The sequence below is a fragment of the Pseudoalteromonas caenipelagi genome (assembly GCF_013140855.1).
GTDB classification, from domain to species: domain Bacteria; phylum Pseudomonadota; class Gammaproteobacteria; order Enterobacterales; family Alteromonadaceae; genus Pseudoalteromonas; species Pseudoalteromonas caenipelagi.
In genome coordinates this window covers 202,777-221,864 of sequence record NZ_JABBPG010000003.1, presented here as the reverse complement: position 1 = coordinate 221,864, position 19,088 = coordinate 202,777, and the positions used below count along the sequence as shown (strand labels likewise).

17 protein-coding genes are annotated in these 19,088 nt (G+C 41.7%); 1 reads left to right on the top strand and 16 read right to left on the bottom strand.

Annotated features, from left to right (window positions below; genetic code table 11):
- Position 1: 1 nt before the first annotated feature.
- From HG263_RS09400 to HG263_RS09350, 11 genes are all read right to left on the bottom strand, one after another.
- Positions 2-805: a fimbrial biogenesis chaperone gene (locus tag HG263_RS09400; protein WP_171625826.1), complete on the bottom strand. Its 804-nt coding sequence runs from the start codon at positions 803-805 to the stop codon at positions 2-4.
- A gap of 6 nt (positions 806-811) precedes the next feature.
- Positions 812-1,252: a DUF4402 domain-containing protein gene (locus HG263_RS09395; protein ID WP_171625825.1), complete on the bottom strand. Its 441-nt coding sequence runs from the start codon at positions 1,250-1,252 to the stop codon at positions 812-814.
- 18 nt (positions 1,253-1,270) lie between these two features.
- A complete protein-coding gene (locus tag HG263_RS09390) occupies positions 1,271-1,867 on the bottom strand; it encodes a DUF4402 domain-containing protein (protein ID WP_171625824.1) in 597 nt (198 codons plus the stop codon).
- 136 nt (positions 1,868-2,003) lie between these two features.
- Entirely contained in the window at positions 2,004-2,615 is a 612-nt protein-coding gene (locus HG263_RS09385) for an SPOR domain-containing protein (RefSeq protein ID WP_171625823.1), read from the bottom strand.
- A gap of 38 nt (positions 2,616-2,653) precedes the next feature.
- Complete coding sequence (gene galU, locus HG263_RS09380) at positions 2,654-3,532, bottom strand: UTP--glucose-1-phosphate uridylyltransferase GalU (RefSeq protein WP_171625822.1); 879 nt, start codon at positions 3,530-3,532, stop codon at positions 2,654-2,656.
- A gap of 8 nt (positions 3,533-3,540) precedes the next feature.
- Positions 3,541-4,374 (bottom strand): thymidylate synthase, encoded by an 834-nt coding sequence (locus HG263_RS09375; RefSeq protein ID WP_171625821.1) that lies wholly within the window; start codon positions 4,372-4,374, stop codon positions 3,541-3,543.
- A 10-nt stretch (positions 4,375-4,384) separates the two neighbouring features.
- Positions 4,385-5,191 (bottom strand): prolipoprotein diacylglyceryl transferase, encoded by an 807-nt coding sequence (lgt, locus tag HG263_RS09370; RefSeq protein ID WP_171625820.1) that lies wholly within the window; start codon positions 5,189-5,191, stop codon positions 4,385-4,387.
- Between the two features lie 9 nt (positions 5,192-5,200).
- A complete protein-coding gene (locus HG263_RS09365; protein ID WP_171625819.1) occupies positions 5,201-6,010 on the bottom strand; it encodes a sulfite exporter TauE/SafE family protein in 810 nt (269 codons plus the stop codon).
- Between the two features lie 75 nt (positions 6,011-6,085).
- Positions 6,086-8,356, bottom strand: coding sequence for a phosphoenolpyruvate--protein phosphotransferase (gene ptsP, locus HG263_RS09360; protein WP_171625818.1), 2,271 nt, complete (start codon positions 8,354-8,356; stop codon positions 6,086-6,088).
- Positions 8,357-8,367: 11 nt separating this feature from the next.
- On the bottom strand, positions 8,368-8,895 hold the full coding sequence (rppH, locus tag HG263_RS09355) for an RNA pyrophosphohydrolase (RefSeq protein ID WP_171625817.1): 528 nt from the start codon (positions 8,893-8,895) through the stop codon (positions 8,368-8,370).
- Between the two features lie 607 nt (positions 8,896-9,502).
- A complete protein-coding gene (locus HG263_RS09350) occupies positions 9,503-10,621 on the bottom strand; it encodes a serine hydrolase domain-containing protein (protein WP_343043972.1) in 1,119 nt (372 codons plus the stop codon).
- Between the two features lie 161 nt (positions 10,622-10,782).
- Here HG263_RS09350 and mutH point away from each other — a divergent pair, with 161 nt between their 5' ends.
- Positions 10,783-11,457 carry a DNA mismatch repair endonuclease MutH gene (gene mutH / locus HG263_RS09345; protein ID WP_171625815.1) on the top strand — a complete coding sequence of 225 codons (675 nt, stop codon included), beginning with the start codon at positions 10,783-10,785 and terminating at the stop codon, positions 11,455-11,457.
- A gap of 8 nt (positions 11,458-11,465) precedes the next feature.
- Here the strand turns inward: mutH and HG263_RS09340 are convergent, their stop codons facing one another.
- The 5 genes from HG263_RS09340 to relA form a co-directional block, all read right to left on the bottom strand.
- Positions 11,466-12,437, bottom strand: a complete 972-nt coding sequence (locus HG263_RS09340) for a prolyl hydroxylase family protein (protein WP_171625814.1) — start codon at positions 12,435-12,437, stop codon at positions 11,466-11,468.
- Positions 12,438-12,928: 491 nt separating this feature from the next.
- The gene (eno, locus tag HG263_RS09335; RefSeq protein WP_171625813.1) at positions 12,929-14,221 is read right to left on the bottom strand and encodes a phosphopyruvate hydratase; all 1,293 of its coding nucleotides are present in this window, start codon (positions 14,219-14,221) and stop codon (positions 12,929-12,931) included.
- 142 nt (positions 14,222-14,363) lie between these two features.
- Positions 14,364-15,998 (bottom strand): CTP synthase, encoded by a 1,635-nt coding sequence (gene pyrG / locus HG263_RS09330; protein ID WP_171625812.1) that lies wholly within the window; start codon positions 15,996-15,998, stop codon positions 14,364-14,366.
- Positions 15,999-16,116: 118 nt separating this feature from the next.
- Positions 16,117-16,911 (bottom strand): nucleoside triphosphate pyrophosphohydrolase, encoded by a 795-nt coding sequence (gene mazG, locus HG263_RS09325; protein ID WP_171625811.1) that lies wholly within the window; start codon positions 16,909-16,911, stop codon positions 16,117-16,119.
- Positions 16,912-16,929: 18 nt separating this feature from the next.
- Positions 16,930-19,086, bottom strand: a complete 2,157-nt coding sequence (gene relA / locus HG263_RS09320; protein ID WP_171625810.1) for a GTP diphosphokinase — start codon at positions 19,084-19,086, stop codon at positions 16,930-16,932.
- Positions 19,087-19,088: the final 2 nt, after the last annotated feature.

The window sequence follows — 19,088 nt, the reverse complement described above, 5'->3', positions numbered from 1 at the left end:
TCTAAAGGCTGAACGGGACCGAATATTGAGCAAAAGTATGCCCTGTATACTCCTGCTGACCAATATAATTAACTTTAATGGTTCCTTTTTGATTGAACTTAAACCCTTCAATCACTCTCAGTTCAACCATCGCATTTTGCAGCTCTGCATAGATGCTAGTATGGGGTTGTACTGCAACCCGTTGAGGTTCATCACTGTTTTGTGGAGTAAACCACACTTCGAATTGGCCAAAACTACTATAATTACCTGACTTTTCTAGGCTGACTCTTAATGAATCCAGCTGTTGGACTTGTACACCGGTAATACTTATCGTCGGTGTATTTTTTTCTGCTCGATACAATACCGGGATCGAATAGCTCAAAACCATATTAATATTTATCCCTAGCTGCTTTTGAGAGAGGGCTTTTTGATTTGGTAACGCTTTAAACTGTAGGTGTGAGCGGTACTCTTGAGCTTTTAAATCTTTGCGCTTTCTGATTGCCAACTTCACCACTTGCCGCTCTCCTGGCGCAAGCGTAAGCTGACTTGGACTCATTCTAACCATAGGGCTCAAAGACGAATCTGTCAGAGCAGGTAAATCTTCATACCCACCTGATGGCTTTGCTGCTTTTTCTTGCCAACCTAAGCGATAGGTCCTTCGCTCATCTGAATTATTTATGATGTGCACTTTCGCCGTTCGCGTGCGCTCATCAAATACAATACGTGTCGGAGATATTAATAGGTTAGCAGTTGCGTTAAAGCTACTAAAAATACTGAAAAAAACAGCTAATACAACGATTAAATAAGCGTTTATTTTTACTTTCATGTTTAATTAGTAATCCAAGCTAATTTCAATAATAGAAGAATAATGACCATCAAAATACGGCGCTCCATTTGCGGAGGTTTTTAGCGTAGCCCCGATAGATAGCTCTACTTCTCCATGCTGGTTAACAATATGTGACTTTCGGTAGTGTAATTTTTCAATGACTAGATATTGATTGTTAGTACCAGACGTTAGACGAACGCCATTAGCACTATCAGAGATAAAAACCTGCGAGCCCGGTGACAATGATTCTATGACGAGTAATGCAGGGTTACCTGGTGCAAAGACATACAACCCGTTCATATCAATGCTATTGTCAGGATGTATGGTGACTGATGCTACTTGATCATTACGTGGAATAACTAAGCTGCCAAAGTTTAATGATTCAATAACCTGCGCTGAGCAGGTTATTGAGCCTATCATCATAATACTGAGTAGCAACCATTTCATGTAGATGCGATTATCAGTTTAGTAATTTACTTGCACACTAAATGTGCCTGAGTAGTCTCCATCAGAATAATCAGCAGTGGTACCATCAGCAGTATTACTACTGGTGCTTAATGTTGCACCGAGGTTAAACTCAACATCCCCTTTGTCGTCAGCCTGTATTGTAGAAGCCGACACATCTCCTGTCTTGGCACCTTTTGTTACATAATAAGTAAAACTGTTTAAACTGAATTTTGCAGCCGTTGATGAGGTGCCAGGTAGAACAAGGTCCGTCTCCGTGGGATCAGTTAGCGTTAACACTGCATAGGCGGGTAAGCCTTTAATACTGAACGCAGCGGGATTACTTTCACCACTCATAATCGTAATAACGGCATTACCATTTGACTTTGCAGTAGGTGCAACATCTGGATCTGCAGGCATGATAAGTGTCGCAACATCCCCTGAGCTGGTATCTGCTTTAGCACGGATTGTACCAAATAACAGGTCTTTATCTTTTAGTAGCTCAAATGTGTTTTGCACTTTCACTGATGCTGTGAACCTTGCTTTTTCAGCAAGCGCAGTTGTGCTCAGCACAGCAAAGGATAATAAACTAGAGGTAATTATGGCCTTTTTATTCATGAAAAACTCCTTATTTTTGTAATCCAGCATTCCCTTAAAGTGGAACGGCGTTATACTTTTATCGACACTTTATCGTATAACTTAAATAATTTGTACCTCTATTTGACCACCTCGTAAATATAATGCTTACACGAAACTACTGACTGAACAATTGACAAGCTTCATTAAGTTGGTGCAGAACAAAGCAGACTTTATTCGCATCATCGTCCGTCTTATAAGGCCCCGCTAAAACCAGATAAAAGTCACTACCGTTCTTAGTTTGAGGTGCCACTTTATAAGACATAACAGCGCTCAGCTGTGGGTATTGATTGGTAAACCTGGTTATGTAACGTTCGGCATGTGTTTTTTGTAAAAAAGTACTCAGCTTAACCAATACTTGGTTTTGCATACCCAGCATCGTTTGTTGCGGCTGGGGTTTATGAGTCACTCTTTGTACATCACTGCGCAATTGTTCAGGGAGTGCTTCAAGATCAGCTTGTGACGCCACCAACTGCAAAAGCAAGGTCAGGTCTTGCTCCATTTCTTTTAACCGCTCTATGCTTTGCTTATTCTCTTCCCATTGAGCTATATATGGCTCTATGTCAGAACGATATACTGGCTGTTGTGTATTGTTAGTGGTTTCACCTAATAAAGCACAAGCTGGTGTTAAAACCACAAAGAAAATAATCATCATATTTTTAGCTAACATCGCACTCACTTCCGTCAATCGACACGACTCCTTTGCGACTTGTAGCAAAAAAAGTGCCATAGAAGGCACTTTTTTATAATTTAATTACCACCACTTTGTTAAAGAAGGGACTTTATATGGGCTTTTAAAGGCTCTGAAAATTCGGCTCTTCTTAGTGCGTACTCAACATTTGCTTGTAAATAGCCAAGCTTGCTGCCGCAGTCATGGCTTTTGCCTTTAATTGCATACGCTTGCACTTTTTCTTGCTCCATCAACATCGCTATTGCATCAGTGAGTTGAATTTCTCCACCCGCACCTAACGGCGTTTTCGCAAGTAATGGCCAAATCTCTTTACTAAGTACATAGCGCCCAACAACAGCCAAGTCTGAAGGTGCTTCCTCAACTGCAGGCTTCTCAACCAAGGTATTCAGCTCGGCACTTTCACCTGGTTTAAGCTTTACGTCACCAATATCTGCAATACCAAACTTATCAACGTCTTCATGTGCAACTGGCTCTACCATGATCTGGCTCTGTCCATGCTCTTTAAATCGCTGGATCATTTGCGCTAAGTTATCCTTTGATAAGTCGCTAGCCACTTCATCAATAAGTACATCGGGTAACATAACCACAAAAGGCGCATCACCAATAATAGGGCCGGCGCAGTTAATGGCATGGCCGAGTCCCTTTGCTTCACCTTGACGCACATGAATAATGGTGACATCTTTTGGACAAATAGATTGCACTTCTTCAAGGAGTTGGCGCTTAACACGTTTTTCTAATGTAGCTTCTAGTTCGAAACTGGTATCAAAGTGGTTCTCAATCGAATTTTTACTAGAATGAGTAACCAATACTATTTCCTTTACACCGGCCGCAACAGCCTCACTCACCACGTATTGGATCAGCGGTTTATCAACAATGGGTAACATTTCTTTGGGAATGGCTTTTGTTGCAGGCAACATACGAGTGCCTAAACCGGCAACTGGGATCACGGCTTTCATTTTATCTCCTAAATGGCCACGGGTGCTTTAATATGTGGATGTGCTTGATATCCCTCAAGCTTAAAGTCTTCATAGGTAAAAGAAAAAATATCCTTTACATCAGGGTTTATCTTCATTGTAGGTTTTGCAAATGGGGTGCGCGATAATTGCTCATCCACTTGCTCTAGATGGTTTAAATATAAATGCGCATCGCCAAATGTATGGATAAAGTCACCAGGCTCTAAATCACACACTTGTGCAACCATCATAGTTAATAAGGCATAACTGGCAATGTTAAACGGCACTCCTAAGAAAATATCACCGCTTCGTTGATACAGCTGGCATGATAACTTGCCATCTAAAACATAAAACTGAAACAAAGTATGACAAGGCGGCAGCGCTTGTTTGCCCATCGCCGCATTTTCTTTTGGTGAGTACTGCGTATCCGGCAGTAGCGCAGGGTTCCAGGCACTGACTATTAAGCGACGCGAATCTGGGTTCGTCTTGATTTGTTCAATCAACTCTTTTATCTGATCGACTACAACGCCATTTTCTCCAGTCCAAGAGCGCCATTGCTTACCGTATACAGGGCCTAACTCACCGTCATCAGTTGCCCATTCGTCCCAAATTTTTACACCATTTTCTTTCAGGTAAGCAATGTTGGTTTCTCCGTTAAGAAACCACAACAGCTCATGGATAATAGAACGCAGGTGGCATTTTTTGGTGGTCACCAAAGGAAAGCCTTCTTGTAGGTTAAAACGCATTTGATAGCCGAAGACACTCAGAGTTCCCGTGCCTGTTCGGTCTTCTTTTTTGGTGCCATGTTCTTTTACATAGCGCATTAAATCTAAATATTGTTTCATAGTGGCAATCTTACTTACTTTTAATTTGTTCCGATACAGGCTGTGTTTTGTATGCCCAAACCATCAGAGCTACGCCTGCAATTACCATAGGTAAAGACAAAATTTGCCCTTGAGAAATCACACCACCATACAAGCCAATGTGCGCGTCGGGCTCTCTGAAATACTCAATCGAAAAGCGGAAAACGCCATATCCAAGCAAAAACAACCCTGCAACACTGCCTGCTGGTCTTGGTTTTTTGGTAAACAAAACTAACATAACAAAAAGCACTAGCCCCTCAAAAAAGGCCTCGTACAGTTGCGATGGATGTCTAGGTAATGGGCCACCGGTCGGAAAAACAAATGCCCACGGCACGTCTGTGGTTCTTCCCCAAAGTTCGCCATTAATAAAGTTGCCTATTCGACCAGCCATCAAACCGACCGGCACAAGCGGCACCACAAAATCGCCCACCGACACAATTGATTTTTTGCTACGTAAGGCAAATACGACAATTGCAGTGACCACACCCAATGCACCACCGTGGAAAGACATACCACCTTGGTCAATTCTAAATAAGTACATGGGGTTTTCTACAAAATATGAGAATTGGTAAAACAAAACATATCCAATTCTACCGCCAAGTATCACACCCAGCATGCTATAAAAAAGCAAGTCACTTACTTGTTCTTTAGTCCAATCTGAATTTGGTTTTTCTGCTTGCCTATTAGCCATCCACATAGCAAACAAAAAACCAATGAGATACATCACACCGTACCAACGTACGCTCAATGGCCCAATAGAAAAAATTACTGGGTCAATTTGTGGAAATTGCAAAGCCATCGCTTTCCCTTAACTAATTATCATATGAGTGGCGATGACAAAGAGCAACGCCGCGAAAATTTTCTTTATTGTTGAAACTGGCAAAAATTGAGTCGACTTCGCTCCGATTGGTGCCATAAACCAAGAAGTTAGCACAATACCAAACAATGCCGGCAAGTAAATAAACCCTGCAAACCCTTGTGCAACGGTATAGTGGGCAATGCCAGAAGTAATATATCCTAGTGAGCCAAACAAGGCGATGACAATACCACTGGCAGATGCACACCCGATTGCTTTTCTGATATCTAACGAAAAGTAGCTTAGCAAAGGAACAATTAACGCTCCGCCACCGATGCCTATCATTGCTGACAAGCCTCCCATCAACGTTGTTATCACGGACAGAGTAGGCCCACTTGGCAACGCTCTTTGAGACACTGTCTTTTTGGAGCTACTGTATAGCATCCTTGTTGCAATCAGTACCACACTAACCGCAAAAATACCTCTTATAACAGGCTCAGGTAATAGTGCCGCTAAAAAGCCACTCACTAACGCACCTATACCTACTCCCCCCATTATAAACGGCGCAATATTCCAAGGCACATTACCATTTCTATGGTGCGCCAAAGCAGATGAGGTTGAAGTAAATAATATCGAAGCTAAAGAAGTGGCGATGGCTACTAAAACTATTTGCGACTCTGGCACTACGTCGAAGTATCTCAAAATAGCAGATAAAATCGGTACAATTACCAGGCCACCACCTATACCTAGCAATCCTGCTAAAAAACCAACAACGCTTCCAAGTAATGCACAACTGACTATCAGCAAGATGGCGTCGCTCATGAATCAATATCTCTTATTATTTTAAGCGCGTAATGGTAACGCATAATGTGCTACGGTGCATCTTTGTAGTTCAGGTTAGTTTGATTGATAGAACAGTTCGCTGAAATTGTGTTCAATCATAAAATTTCGTAATAGACGATGAACTTGCTTTGCCGAAGATTGCGCCAAACATTCTTGCAGCAACAGCTCCATATCACTAACATTTAATCGCCTAAGTACCCATTTTACTTTACTTAAAGAAGAGATATTCATACTCAATCGACGATAACCCATAGCAATCAGCAAAATAGCCCCTTCAGGCTCGCCGCCTAACTCACCGCATAAACTAAACGGCAGTTCAAAATCTTGGCAGCTTTTTGCAATGCTGTTAAGAACTCTAAGTACACTGGGGTGATATGGGTCAAATAATTCTGCTACCTGAGCGTTGTTTCTATCTACTGCCAAAAGGTATTGGGTTAAATCGTTGCTTCCTACAGAACAAAAGTCGACTTTTTTTGACCACTCAGGCAATAAAAATACACTTGATGGCACCTCGAGCATAATCCCAATCTCGGGTTTGTCTATTTGTAGAAACTGATCAGCCCATTCTTCTTGTAATTCAAAGTACGCTTGCTCAAGTAAAGCCAAAGCTTCATCGACCTCTTCTGTATGGCTGACCATTGGTAACATAATGCGCAAATTACCCAGCCCGGTGTTAGCTTTGATCATCGCTTTAAGTTGGTCTAAAAAAAGCTCTGGATGATCTAAAGACACACGAATACCACGCCAGCCTAAGAATGGATTTTCTTCTTTTATGTCAAAGTAGTCTAAGACCTTATCGCCACCGATATCCAAAGTTCGCATGACCACAGGTTCTGGGTGATAACGTGTTAATACCTCACGGTACCATTGCTCTTGCTCACTTTGCGATGGAAACCGTCCTTTTTGCATAAACCACGCTTCGGTACGGTACAAGCCTACGCCATCGCAATATTTTGCGGTCAGAGATTCAGTGCTCAAATCTAGACCAGCGTTTAGTAGCAAACTAATACGCTCACCATCTAGAGTTACTGGTGGTAACGCATGCTCAGCTTCAAACTTGTCATGCAACAAGCTTTCTTGTCTATGCATTTGTTCATATTCGTGTCTAAGTGCCACCGAAGGAGAGATATAAACTCGCCCTGCATAGCCATCCAAGATAACCTCTTTTGCTTCAAGCTGTAATAGCGGAATATCTTCGATCCCCCAGATTGCGGGGATCCCCATAGCCCGAGTTAAAATCGACGCATGGGAGTTCGCAGCCCCTTGTACACTCACCACCCCTTTTAGCTTGTCTTTTGGGATTTCGGCTAACATAGTTGGCGTTAGAGTATGGGTGACTAGAATGGTGTTATCAGGGTATGATTTTGCCGCATGCTCTGTACTCACTAAATGATGTAACACGCGCAAGCCGATGTCTTTTACATCAACTGCGCGTTCCTTGATATAAGGATCCTGCATCGCGTCAAATTGAGTGACTAGGCTCTCGATTACATGTTTCAATGCACTTTTAGCATTCCAGCCTAGCTTTAATTGTGCATCAACCTGCATCCCTAAGCTTTGTGCATCTAGGAGCTGTTGGTATACCTCAAACACAGCCAGCGCTTCTTTGGGGATATTGTCACTTAGAGTATTCGCTAAAATATGAAACTCTTGACGAGTAGCTGCGACAGCCTGTAAGAACAATTGCCTTTGCTGTTCAGTATGATCTGATTTTTGCGATTCAATACTTTCAAAGCCAAGTTTAGGAAGCACCACAAAAGCGCTCCCTATTGCAATACCAGGCGCGCCGGAGACTCCTTTTAATACCGATGTACGGTGGGTGCTTGCTTCTTGTCTCAAGACACTCTGAATTTCAGCATGAGCGAGTTGGGAGGCCAACTGAGCTGATAAAGTAATCAAAAAAGACTCTTCATCGTGGCTAAAAACACGTGCCATTTTTTGTTGTACAACGATTACGCCCAATACCTTGCGCTGATGTACAACGGGCACAGATAAGAAAGCATTATAGCCTTCTTCATTAACTTCGGGAGATAACTTAAAACGCGGGTGAGACTGTGCATGAGCAATGTTAATGGGTTCTTCACGTTGCGCAACTAACCCAACCAATCCTTCGGTAAAACCGATTCTAAACTGGCCTATGGCCTTTGGGTTTAAGCCGTCACTGGCCATAAGTACAAAGTTATCTTTGCTATAATCGGCAAAGTAAATGGAGCAACATTCTGTATTCATGGCCTGTTTGACCAAAGTTACAAATTGAGTCAGTGCATCTTCGAGATTTTCTTGTTGTGAAACCGATTCAACAATTGACCGCAACGTTGCTAACACTATCCACTCCTTTACCGGCGGTGCCGCCAATTAGCTGTATCTTTTGCTTGAGGCTCTTTTCTATTAAAGGGCATTGCAAATGGCGCAAACTCTTTCATTACTCGCCTATATACATCCCTTTTAAAAGATACCACTTGACGCACAGGATACCAATAACTCACCCATCGCCAATCATCAAACTCGGGGTGATGAGTATGGAGTAAGTCCACATCTTCATCTTTGCATCTGAGTTTTAGTAAAAACCATTTCTGTTTTTGGCCAATACACACCGGGCTGGAATCTCTTCTGATCAAGCGCTTTGGTAATTTATAGCGCAGCCAATGTTTAGAGCTAGCAACTATCTCTACATCCTCGGGCTTCAGACCTACTTCTTCATGCAGTTCTCGATACATCGTTTGCTCAGGAGTCTCCCCCTCATCAACGCCGCCTTGCGGGAACTGCCAAGAATGTTGTCCAAAACGCCGAGCCCAAAATACCTGACCTTGATTATTACAGATCACAATTCCGACATTGGCACGAAAACCTTCGGCATCAATCACCTTAGTGCCTCTTTTATAAGTCGATTTTTAATGATTGTTCCACAACTTCTAAGCCACAGCAAATATTATTCCTGCTTTTACGCAAGTTATTCACAGCTTGTGCATAAAGTTTTATAACTACGATTAAATTACCAACAAATCCACAATTAACTTGTCTATACAGTACTTTCTCCACAGAAACTGTGGATAATTATGTTCATATTGTTGTATTTATCCAGAGCCTGTCATTATTAACAGGTGGCACATGTTAATAATGACAAAAAAATCTCTTATATTTCATTGCGATAACAAATAACACTGGATATTTATACGGGGATTATTTGAACAAAAACAAAGTAGTGCAAAAATCAACCATTTAAATTCAGTAGTTCACTCCCAATGTAAAGTTTAGTAGCAAGTGAAAACTTAAGTTTGGCTAAGTGAGCATTGGAAAGGTATTGCGCTATTTCATTTACAAACACAAGTTTTTATAAAAGATATAAAATACAAAAGGCTAAGTAGACATAGTGTTCTTTCTAAAGGCTTAACGTTAAAAAACGCAATATGTATTTCGGGGAATAATAAAGATGAAGTAATCTCTAGGCTTACCCATCTCCTTTTTCATTTATTATTTTAACACTGTAAGTTGTTCGTATTTCTCAATGATGGCATCAGCAATGTCATTTAGCTCTTCTTGCGTGTTACCTCCAGCAACATTCGTAACAATAAAAATGCCTACCCCCTGTTTTGGGTAAAGCCCCAACCAGCTAGAGGTCCCAATTGAGCCTCCACTATGATACAAAACAGGCTTGTTTGAGTCGTATTTATAGGTATTCCAAAAAAATGCTTGCCCATGAGCGCGATTGCTTCCTGAAAGTAACGACTGCGACAAGGCAACTGCTGCGGATGGCGAACTCAGCAAATACTGCATATAGCTTGATATTGCCTCTACTGTTGATGTTAATCCACCACGAGCAAAGGAGTGAGGGCTAAGCAACGGCACTGCGTTTCCTCGCCCATCAGTTCCCGTTGTTATCTTACTAATCTCATCAGCATTGAGGCGAAATTTTGTTTGCTGCTCACCAGATTTTTCGGTTACAAATTTAGCAATAAGTGTCGAAAATGGCTGGTTATACACTTTTTCTAAAATGTAGCCGACAAGATCAGCGCCGACATTTGAATATAGATACTCATCTCCCGGTTCAGAAGTGAGCTGATATTGGCTTAAATCTTCAAAAAATTTTGCTTTCGAATACTTGGATAGCAACTCAAGGGCTTTGCCATTGTTTTTATCTTCTTCGCTATAAGCAAAGACTAAAGGCAAACCGCTTCGATGCGTAGCCAAATGGCGTAACGTAATGGGTGTGCCAGAGTATGCTAGATTTTGATATCTCCTATCACCTAAGTACACTCTAATATCTTCATCTAATTGCACTTTTTTATCAGCTACCGCCTGAGCTAGGACTAAACCTGTATATGTTTTTGTGATGGAGGCAATTTCATATACAGTATCGCTATTCGGCTTTGTACCATCTGGGAATTTGCCAAAGTGCTTTTGATAATGGTTATTACCACCAACAATGGCTATCGAAGCAACTTGGGCATTCTCATCAATTACCAATTCTGTGAGCTTTTTATCGACAAAAGAGTCAAAGTCTAACTTGCTATCACTCTTACAGGCAGTTAGAGCAAACACAATAAAAATTGTAAAAAACCCTGTTGATAGCTTTTGCAACTGTATGATCACATCCACTCCTTGAAAGCATAATTAGACTAGTTAGCGTAAGACTAACAATCAGATTTAATTGATAAAAGCCATTAACTGTAACAACCTATGTTATCAAACATTTTGATCTGATTGTGACTTCGCTACAATACACTCATCAATCGCCTGTCATACATACAAAAATGAATAAACCACTGCCACCTAAATCTATTGTAGAGCTGATGCAACGAGTAGAGTGTATTGCCGGATTAACTTTAGGTGAACTCGCTCAGCGCTATCAATTTAAAAGCCCAGAACATTTATTACGTGAAAAAGGCTGGCCTGGTCAGCTACTCGAGTATGTACTTGGGGCAAGTGCGGGTTCAAAACCGGTGCCTGATTTTGAGCACTTAGGAGTCGAGCTTAAATCTCTGCCAATTGATTACAATGGCAAACCCCTAGAAACAACGTATGTGTCGATTGTTCCTTTGACCAATTTGACTGGTGCAAAATGGGAAGATAGTACAGTTAAAAAGAAACTCAACCATGTATTATGGCTGCCTGTTCTTGCCGAGCGTGATATTCAACCCGTGGATCGCACTATCGGCAGTGGTTTTTTATGGCAGCCGACTCAAACACAAGAAGCCTTGCTAAAAAGAGACTGGGAAGAGCAAATTGAGTTAATCGCATTAGGCCGCGTGAATGAAATTTCAGGTCATTTAGGGCAAGTCATGCAAATACGCCCAAAAGCCGCCAACAGTAAAGTCACTACTGATGCCATTGGCCCTAACGGCAAGCTTATAAAAACTCTACCAAGGGGCTTTTATTTAAAAACCAGCTTTACACAAAGTATTTTAATGCAAGAGTTCAGCGCTTAGTTACGCCGTTAATAAGCCCAAATAGAGCTTCTTAACCAATAAGGCTTGTCTCTGAACCACAAAGTACACACCCATTTCTCACCTTCATGAACGGGCAACCCTGCATGCACTGAATTAGGGTCTAACTGGCCATTTTCAATACTAAAAAACTGTATTAGCTGGCCAACTTTAGCACTCACGTCGATTTGCCACTTTTTAAAACTCGTTTCCCCTCCTTTAAAGTTATCAGTCAGATTAAGTACGGTTGTCGCAATTCGTTGCCCAAAAAAACTTAATTCTTGACGGATCTCTTCGGTGGACGGAACTATAAAGTCACAATGCCACTTATATTGTTGACCATCTCGGTAGCGATAGAACACAGGAGGTTCTGCGAACGGTAGCTGCGCTAAATTATGCATACACATTAACCGCTGACTCACCGAAACCAACATGTTATCGGATAATATATCACCAATAAACTGTTCATTGTCTCTAATATCGCTTACCTTTTCACGGCTTGTAGTTTTACCGTATAGCTCTACGGGATCTAGGCGAGATTGTGCATACTCAACAAGTCGGTCAGCCAGAGTCTGATGTAAGCGACTTAAGTGCAAAGTGACTTTGCCCTGCATTAAACATTCATAGCTTTGTTGTTGCACTAAGCTTTTCCAAACATTTGCGATTGCATCTACTTCAGCTGTTTCAGCATCGAGCGGAGACTGCATAAGCATATTTGTCAGAATATTTAGTTCTTGAGCTGAAGCTTGCTCTTTAATTGGCCACATCTGTAAGAGTTCAGTATAAACATCCAGTTTCTGCCTATATGCGATGACTAATACTACAGCCAGCTCTTGCACATTGATTGAGCTAGAAACCGCATGGCATAGCCACTGCGTTGTCAGCTTATTATCACAGAGAGCTTCGTCAACAATCGCTTGTTGAGTAGGTAATTGACGTTGATGTTTTGCATCTAGCAATTCAAAAATTCGGCTTTTATTCATCGTTCTTTTTATATTTGTTAAATATTTTCAAGTTCAATATTATCACTTTGCCTTTTTTATGTAACGCCCATTATTTTAAGCAAAAGCACGCATATGGCACCAAAAAAGGTGCTTATAAGCTAAGCAAAATTAAAGCATCTAGCTGTTTTATATAAACAGTTTTTAAAAAGATGATTTATTTAGTCACGATTAATACTTAACCTCAGGTTTGGATAAGAGTTTTGAAATAGGAAATATTTTTTAACTGACGAAACGAGCAATCTAATGAGGGATTTTGTTCAATATCAAGGCGCGATTACAAGTAAAAGCAACACACAGTGTGGGCAAAATAACTTTATTGGGCAAATTCGTTTATTCGAAGCAGGGGTTACTTAATAAGTTCATAAAATAGCGCCGCCCATTCACTCTATAAACATAATCTATGAGGCAAAAAAATACCGCTACGTCTTAACACAGCGGTATTTATGTAAAAGCAAATTGGCGCTTAGCGATTATTGACCTTTAATTTCAGAGCGACCTTTGTAAATTGCTTTTTCACCAAGTGCTTCTTCAATACGAAGTAACTGGTTATATTTAGCAACACGGTCTGAACGACATAGAGAACCAGTCTTAATTTGACCAGCAGCAGTACCAACTGCTAAATCTGCAATTGTCGCATCTTCAGTTTCACCCGAACGGTGAGAAATAACCGCTGTAAAGCCTGCATCTTGTGCCATCTTAATCGCGTCTAATGTTTCAGACAGAGAACCAATTTGGTTAAACTTAATTAAGATTGAGTTACCGATGTTTTCATCGATACCACGTTTTAAGATTTTCGTATTCGTTACGAATAAATCATCGCCTACTAGCTGTACTTTATCGCCAATCTTATCCGTTAGCACTTTCCAGCCAGCCCAATCACTTTCATCTAAGCCATCTTCAATTGAAACGATTGGGTAACGGTTTGCTAAGTCCGCTAAGAAATCTGCAAAACCTTCAGAGTCAAATGCTTTACCTTCACCTTTAAGATCGTATTTATTGTCAACATAGAACTCCGAAGCAGCACAGTCTAGCGCTAGGGTAATGTCTTTATTTAGCTCGTAACCAGCTTCAGCAACCGCTTGTGCGATAACTTCTAGTGCTTCTTCATTTGACTTGAGGTCTGGAGCAAAACCACCTTCATCACCAACAGCGGTATTCAAACCGCGCGCATTAAGTACTTTTTTCAAGCTATGGAAGATTTCAGCGCCCATACGTAATGCTTCACGGAAGCTCTTTGCGCCTACAGGTTGGATCATGAACTCTTGAATGTCTACGTTGTTATCAGCGTGCTCACCACCGTTGATGATGTTCATCATAGGAACAGGCATTGAGTATTGGCCAGCAGTGCCGTTGATATCAGCAATATGCTCGTATAAAGCCACACCCTTTTCTTGTGCAGCAGCTTTAGCAGTTGCTAGAGATACAGCTAAAATTGCGTTTGCACCAAATTTTTCTTTATTTTCAGTGCCATCTAAATCGATCATGATTTGGTCGATGTTTCGCTGCTCAAGTGCATCTTTACCTTCAAGTGCTTGTGCAATATCAACGTTGATATAGTTCACTGCGGTAAGTACACCCTTACCTAAATAGCGAGACTTATCACCATCACGTAGCTCTAACGCTTCACGTGTCCCCGTTGACGCACCCGATGGTGCACATGCACGGCCCCATGCGCCTGAAGCTAAGTGAACGTCTGCTTCAACCGTCGGGTTACCACGTGAGTCCATAACTTCACGGCCAATCACTTTTACGATTTTTGACATCTTGATTCCTCTTATTCCCAAAGTGGTGAGTGTAATGTTTATACTTATTAAATAAGCACTGCTTTTCATTCTAAAGGCTAAATGCAAAGCGCTACTTATTGTTATAAAAAAGCCGCGCATAAGCACGGCTTTTCTTAATCATTTACGATTCAGCTTTTTGGTGAGTGTAAGCTGCCGCGACAAAACCTTCAAATAACGGGTGTCCATCACGAGGTGTAGAGGTAAACTCTGGGTGGAACTGCGCTGCGATAAACCAAGGGTGATCTTTATTTTCAATGATCTCCACCAGCTTTTTATCTTCAGACAAGCCTGTAAATTGTAAGCCCGCCTTTTCCAAACGCTCTACATAGTGATTATTCACTTCGTAGCGGTGACGGTGACGCTCAACGATTTCATCACTGCCGTATACATCGCGAACTTTAGACCCTTTCTTAAGATGACATTTCTGTGCGCCTAAACGCATCGTACCACCTAAGTCAGATTCTTCGTCACGTACTTCTACGTTCCCTTCTGCATCAAGCCACTCTGTAATCAGGCCAACCACAGGATGCGCAGATTTTGCGTCAAACTCTGTCGAATTTGCACCTTCAAGCCCAGCCACATTACGTGCATACTCAATCAACGCAACTTGCATACCTAAACAGATACCAAGGTACGGCACTTTGTTCTCACGTGCATACTTGGCTGCAAGAATTTTACCTTCAACACCACGATTACCAAACCCACCTGGTACCAAAATCGCATCAAGGTGTGACAAACGCTCAACACCCTTACTTTCAATATCTTGAGAGTCAACATACTCAATATTAACGGTTAGACGATTTTTAAGACCTGCGTGCTTAAGCGCTTCATTTACAGACTTATACGCATCTGGTAATTCAATGTATTTACCAACCATACCAATCGTCACTTCACCCGTTGGGTTTGACTCTTGGTACAATACTTGTTCCCACTCAGATAAGTCAGCTTCTGGCGCTTCTAAATAGAAACGACGACACACTAAATTATCTAAGTCTTGCGACTTAAGCAGCGCTGGAATTTTGTAAATACTATCAACATCTGGTAAAGAGATAACCGCTTTTTCTTCTACGTTCGTGAACAATGCAATTTTTGCACGCTCGTTTGCAGGTAAACGACAGCTAGAACGACACACAAGAATGTCTGGCTGAATACCGATTGAACGTAACTCTTTAACTGAGTGCTGTGTTGGCTTCGTTTTTACTTCACCAGCAGTGCCAAGGAACGGCACCAACGTTAAATGCATGAATAACGCGTGCTCACGGCCAAGTACAGTACCTAACTGGCGTAAAGCTTCCAAGAAAGGCTGAGATTCGATATCGCCTACAGTGCCACCTACTTCAACAATGGCAATATCATACCCTTCGGCACCTTCAAGAACACGACGCTTAATGTCATTAGTGATGTGAGGGATCACTTGAATAGTGGCACCTAAGTACTCACCTTTACGTTCACGACGTAATACATCTTCAAAAACGCGACCTTGAGTGAAGTTATTACGGCTAGTCATTTTGGTGCGAATAAAGCGCTCATAGTGACCTAAATCTAGGTCTGTTTCAGCGCCATCTTCTGTTACAAACACCTCACCATGCTGAATTGGGCTCATTGTGCCCGGATCAACATTGATATAAGGATCCAGCTTAAGAATAGTTACATTCAAGCCACGTGCTTCTAAAATAGCGGCTAAAGATGCAGCTGCAATACCTTTACCCAAGGAGGAAACTACTCCGCCCGTTACGAAGATAAATTTTGTACTCATGCGAACCCTAGAATATCAGGAAAAATGGAATTTAAATAAGAATCAAGACGGGGCAATAGTATAGCAAAGCCGCACAAATCAATCCAGCTAAAAATCACTCAAACAACAGCTATGTCTTCTAACCTTGTTGTTTCTTAACTTGTTCCCAAGCATTGTCCATTTGCTCGAGTGTCGCGCTCTCCAAGCTCAAACCTTGCAGATTTAAAGTATCACTGACCTTTTCAAAACGACCAACAAACTTGTTACATGCTAAACGCAATATTTGTTCAGGGTCATGTTTTGCATGCCTAGCAACATTTACTGTAGCAAATAGCAAGTCACCTAGCTCTTCAGCACTGTGAGCAGAATTTGGGTCTTCAGCCAAAGCTTCACTAACCTCATTGACTTCTTCTACCACTTTATCAAGCGCGCCTAGATAATCGGGCCAATCAAATCCTAATGCAGCAGCACGTTTTTGAATTTTCTGTGCTCTCGATAACGCCGGTAGCATATTAGGAATATCATTCCAAAGCGCCTGCTCACGAGTTGTTTTAACACTCGATCTTTCTTGTGTTTTTATTGCTTGCCACTGCGCTTCAAGTTCCTTATCGGTGAGTTTTTGTTGTTTTTCAAATACGTGTGGATGTCGGCGTATTAATTTGTCATTGAGGTCACTAACAACATCATTGAAATCAAAAGCCCCCTGCTCTTTCGCCAATTGGGCATAGAAAACAACCTGAAACAGTAGATCTCCTAATTCGCTCCTAAGTCCACTCATGTCATCTTTTTCAATCGCATCTGCAACCTCATACGCCTCTTCAAGCGTATGAGGTACAATGGATTTAAAGGTCTGTTGCTTATCCCAGTCACAGCCCTTTTCAGGGTCTCTTAGCGTTGCCATAATTGACAGTAGCTGGTTTAGTTGCTCACTCATGTAAGTCAATGCTCACTTTCAATGTTGTCTTTTGGCTTCGAACACACCGTCAATCTGGTGTAGTTTGGTTAACAAGCGATTCATGGCTGATAGGTCCGACACTTCTATTTTCATTTCAAAAATCGCAACAGCACGTTCATCATTGGTTTGTACATTCATGTTCAATACATTCACTTTTTCATTCGCCAGTACTGAACTTATATCTCTTATCAAGCCTTGTCTATCATGTGCTTCAATGCGCACGGTGATCGCATATGCTGCTTGAATTTCCTCAGACCAGCTCACTGCGATTTCGCGCTCTGGGTGAAGCTCACAAATGTGGGCAAACGCATCACAGTCCGTTCTATGCACTGCAATACCTCGCCCTTGAGTAATGTAACCAACAATTTCGTCACCGGGAACAGGCTGACAACATTTAGCGACATGACTCATTAAACTACCAACACCGTCAACCACAATGCCATTTTTATCGCCCTTTTGCTTACGAGGTGCACCTATTTTAAGCTTAGGGAGTTCTTCTGGCTTGTCTTGAACAAAGTTTAGAAACTGATTGAGGCGAATATCTCCTGCCCCTATAGCCGCCATCAAATCGTCAACGCTTTTGAAGTTAAAGCGCTCAATAGCCGGATCAAGTTGCTTATAGGTTAGATCTAGCTTAGCAAGTTGAGTATCTAATATTTCTTTACCTGCTTGTAAGTTTTTATCTCTGTCTTGCTGCTTAAACCAGTGATGAATTTTACTGCGTGCACGCGAAGAATGGATATACCCTAAAGATGGATTCAACCAATCTCGGCTAGGTGACGCATTCTTTTGGGTTAAGATTTCAACTTGATCGCCCGTTGCAAGTTTGTAAGTAAATGGTACGATTTTGCCAAACACTTTGGCACCGATACAGCGGTGACCCACGTTTGAGTGAATATAATAAGCAAAATCTAGTGGCGTTGCGCCTAGCGGCAAATCGAATATGTCGCCTTTAGGGGTAAATACATATACCCGGTCTTCAACAACTTGATTCTTTAATTCATCAGCTAAATCGCTGCCATCCACCACTTCTTCTTGCCATTGTAACAGCTTTCTTAACCAGCTTATTTTTTGCTCATAGCCCGACCCTCGCCCTGGTAAAGCACCTTCTTTATACATCCAATGCGCCGCAACACCGAGTTCCGCATCTTGGTGCATTTCTTCAGTACGTATCTGGATTTCGACTGTTTTCCCTTCAGGGCCAAACACAACGGTATGAATCGATTGATAACCGTTTTGTTTGGGAGTGGCCACATAGTCATCAAACTCTTTTGGTAAATGCTTCCAGCTAGTATGAACGATCCCCAGTGCGGCATAACAATCTTGAATTTCATCAACAACAATGCGCATCGCACGAATATCAAACAGTTGATCAAACTCATAATTTTTCTGCGACATCTTTTTGTAGATGCTATAAATGTGCTTTGGTCGGCCGTACACTTGCGCTTTAATACCCGCTGCGCTCAGTTTTTCGCCCACTAATTTGACCATGTTCTCCATATATGCTTCACGGTCGAGGCGCTTATCAGCCAATTGTTTTGCTATTTTTTTATACGTATCAGGATGTAAGTAACGAAAAGAAAGGTCTTCAAGTTCCCACTTAAGTTGCCCTATGCCTAGTCTATTCGCAAGCGGTGCAAAAATATTAGCGGTGGCTTTGGCCGCAATAACACGCTCATCTTCATCGGCATCTTTGACAGCCCTCAAATGGCAGATCTGCTCCGCTAACTTAATCACCACAGCTCGAACATCTTCCACCATAGCAAGTAGCATGCGGCGAATATTATCTATTTGCACATGCCCCTTTCCCTGATGTGCCAGGGTACTGATGGTTGCCATTTGCTCAACACCATCTAAAAGCAACGCAATACTGTTACCCAAGTCACTTTTGACTTTATCTATATCAATCAAACCTGCCAAAAAATAAGGCGTTAAATACGCTGTCGCTAGCGACTCTGCGTCAAGGTTAAGATCAGCTAAGATCTCAACTATTTCAATCGCATTATTGAGCATAGCCGCATCGGGCTCTGCAGGGCACAAACCGTGAGCTTGCTTGAGGCGAGTCATTTTATCATCTGACAATGCAAGCAATGAAAGTCGCGCTGAAAAATCAGCGGGAAGCTGTTGTTGATGCGATTGGCGAGTTGCAACCATTC

Coding starts and splice junctions, on each gene's coding strand:
- HG263_RS09400 (WP_171625826.1), bottom strand. CDS start 805: ATGAAAGTAAAAATAAACGCTTATTTAATCGTTGTATTAGCTGTTTTT.
- HG263_RS09395 (WP_171625825.1), bottom strand. CDS start 1,252: ATGAAATGGTTGCTACTCAGTATTATGATGATAGGCTCAATAACCTGC.
- HG263_RS09390 (WP_171625824.1), bottom strand. CDS start 1,867: ATGAATAAAAAGGCCATAATTACCTCTAGTTTATTATCCTTTGCTGTG.
- HG263_RS09385 (WP_171625823.1), bottom strand. CDS start 2,615: ATGGCACTTTTTTTGCTACAAGTCGCAAAGGAGTCGTGTCGATTGACG.
- galU (WP_171625822.1), bottom strand. CDS start 3,532: ATGAAAGCCGTGATCCCAGTTGCCGGTTTAGGCACTCGTATGTTGCCT.
- HG263_RS09375 (WP_171625821.1), bottom strand. CDS start 4,374: ATGAAACAATATTTAGATTTAATGCGCTATGTAAAAGAACATGGCACC.
- lgt (WP_171625820.1), bottom strand. CDS start 5,191: ATGGCTTTGCAATTTCCACAAATTGACCCAGTAATTTTTTCTATTGGG.
- HG263_RS09365 (WP_171625819.1), bottom strand. CDS start 6,010: ATGAGCGACGCCATCTTGCTGATAGTCAGTTGTGCATTACTTGGAAGC.
- mutH (WP_171625815.1), top strand. CDS start 10,783: ATGAATAAACCACTGCCACCTAAATCTATTGTAGAGCTGATGCAACGA.
- HG263_RS09340 (WP_171625814.1), bottom strand. CDS start 12,437: ATGAATAAAAGCCGAATTTTTGAATTGCTAGATGCAAAACATCAACGT.
- eno (WP_171625813.1), bottom strand. CDS start 14,221: ATGTCAAAAATCGTAAAAGTGATTGGCCGTGAAGTTATGGACTCACGT.
- pyrG (WP_171625812.1), bottom strand. CDS start 15,998: ATGAGTACAAAATTTATCTTCGTAACGGGCGGAGTAGTTTCCTCCTTG.
- mazG (WP_171625811.1), bottom strand. CDS start 16,911: ATGAGTGAGCAACTAAACCAGCTACTGTCAATTATGGCAACGCTAAGA.
- relA (WP_171625810.1), bottom strand. CDS start 19,086: ATGGTTGCAACTCGCCAATCGCATCAACAACAGCTTCCCGCTGATTTT.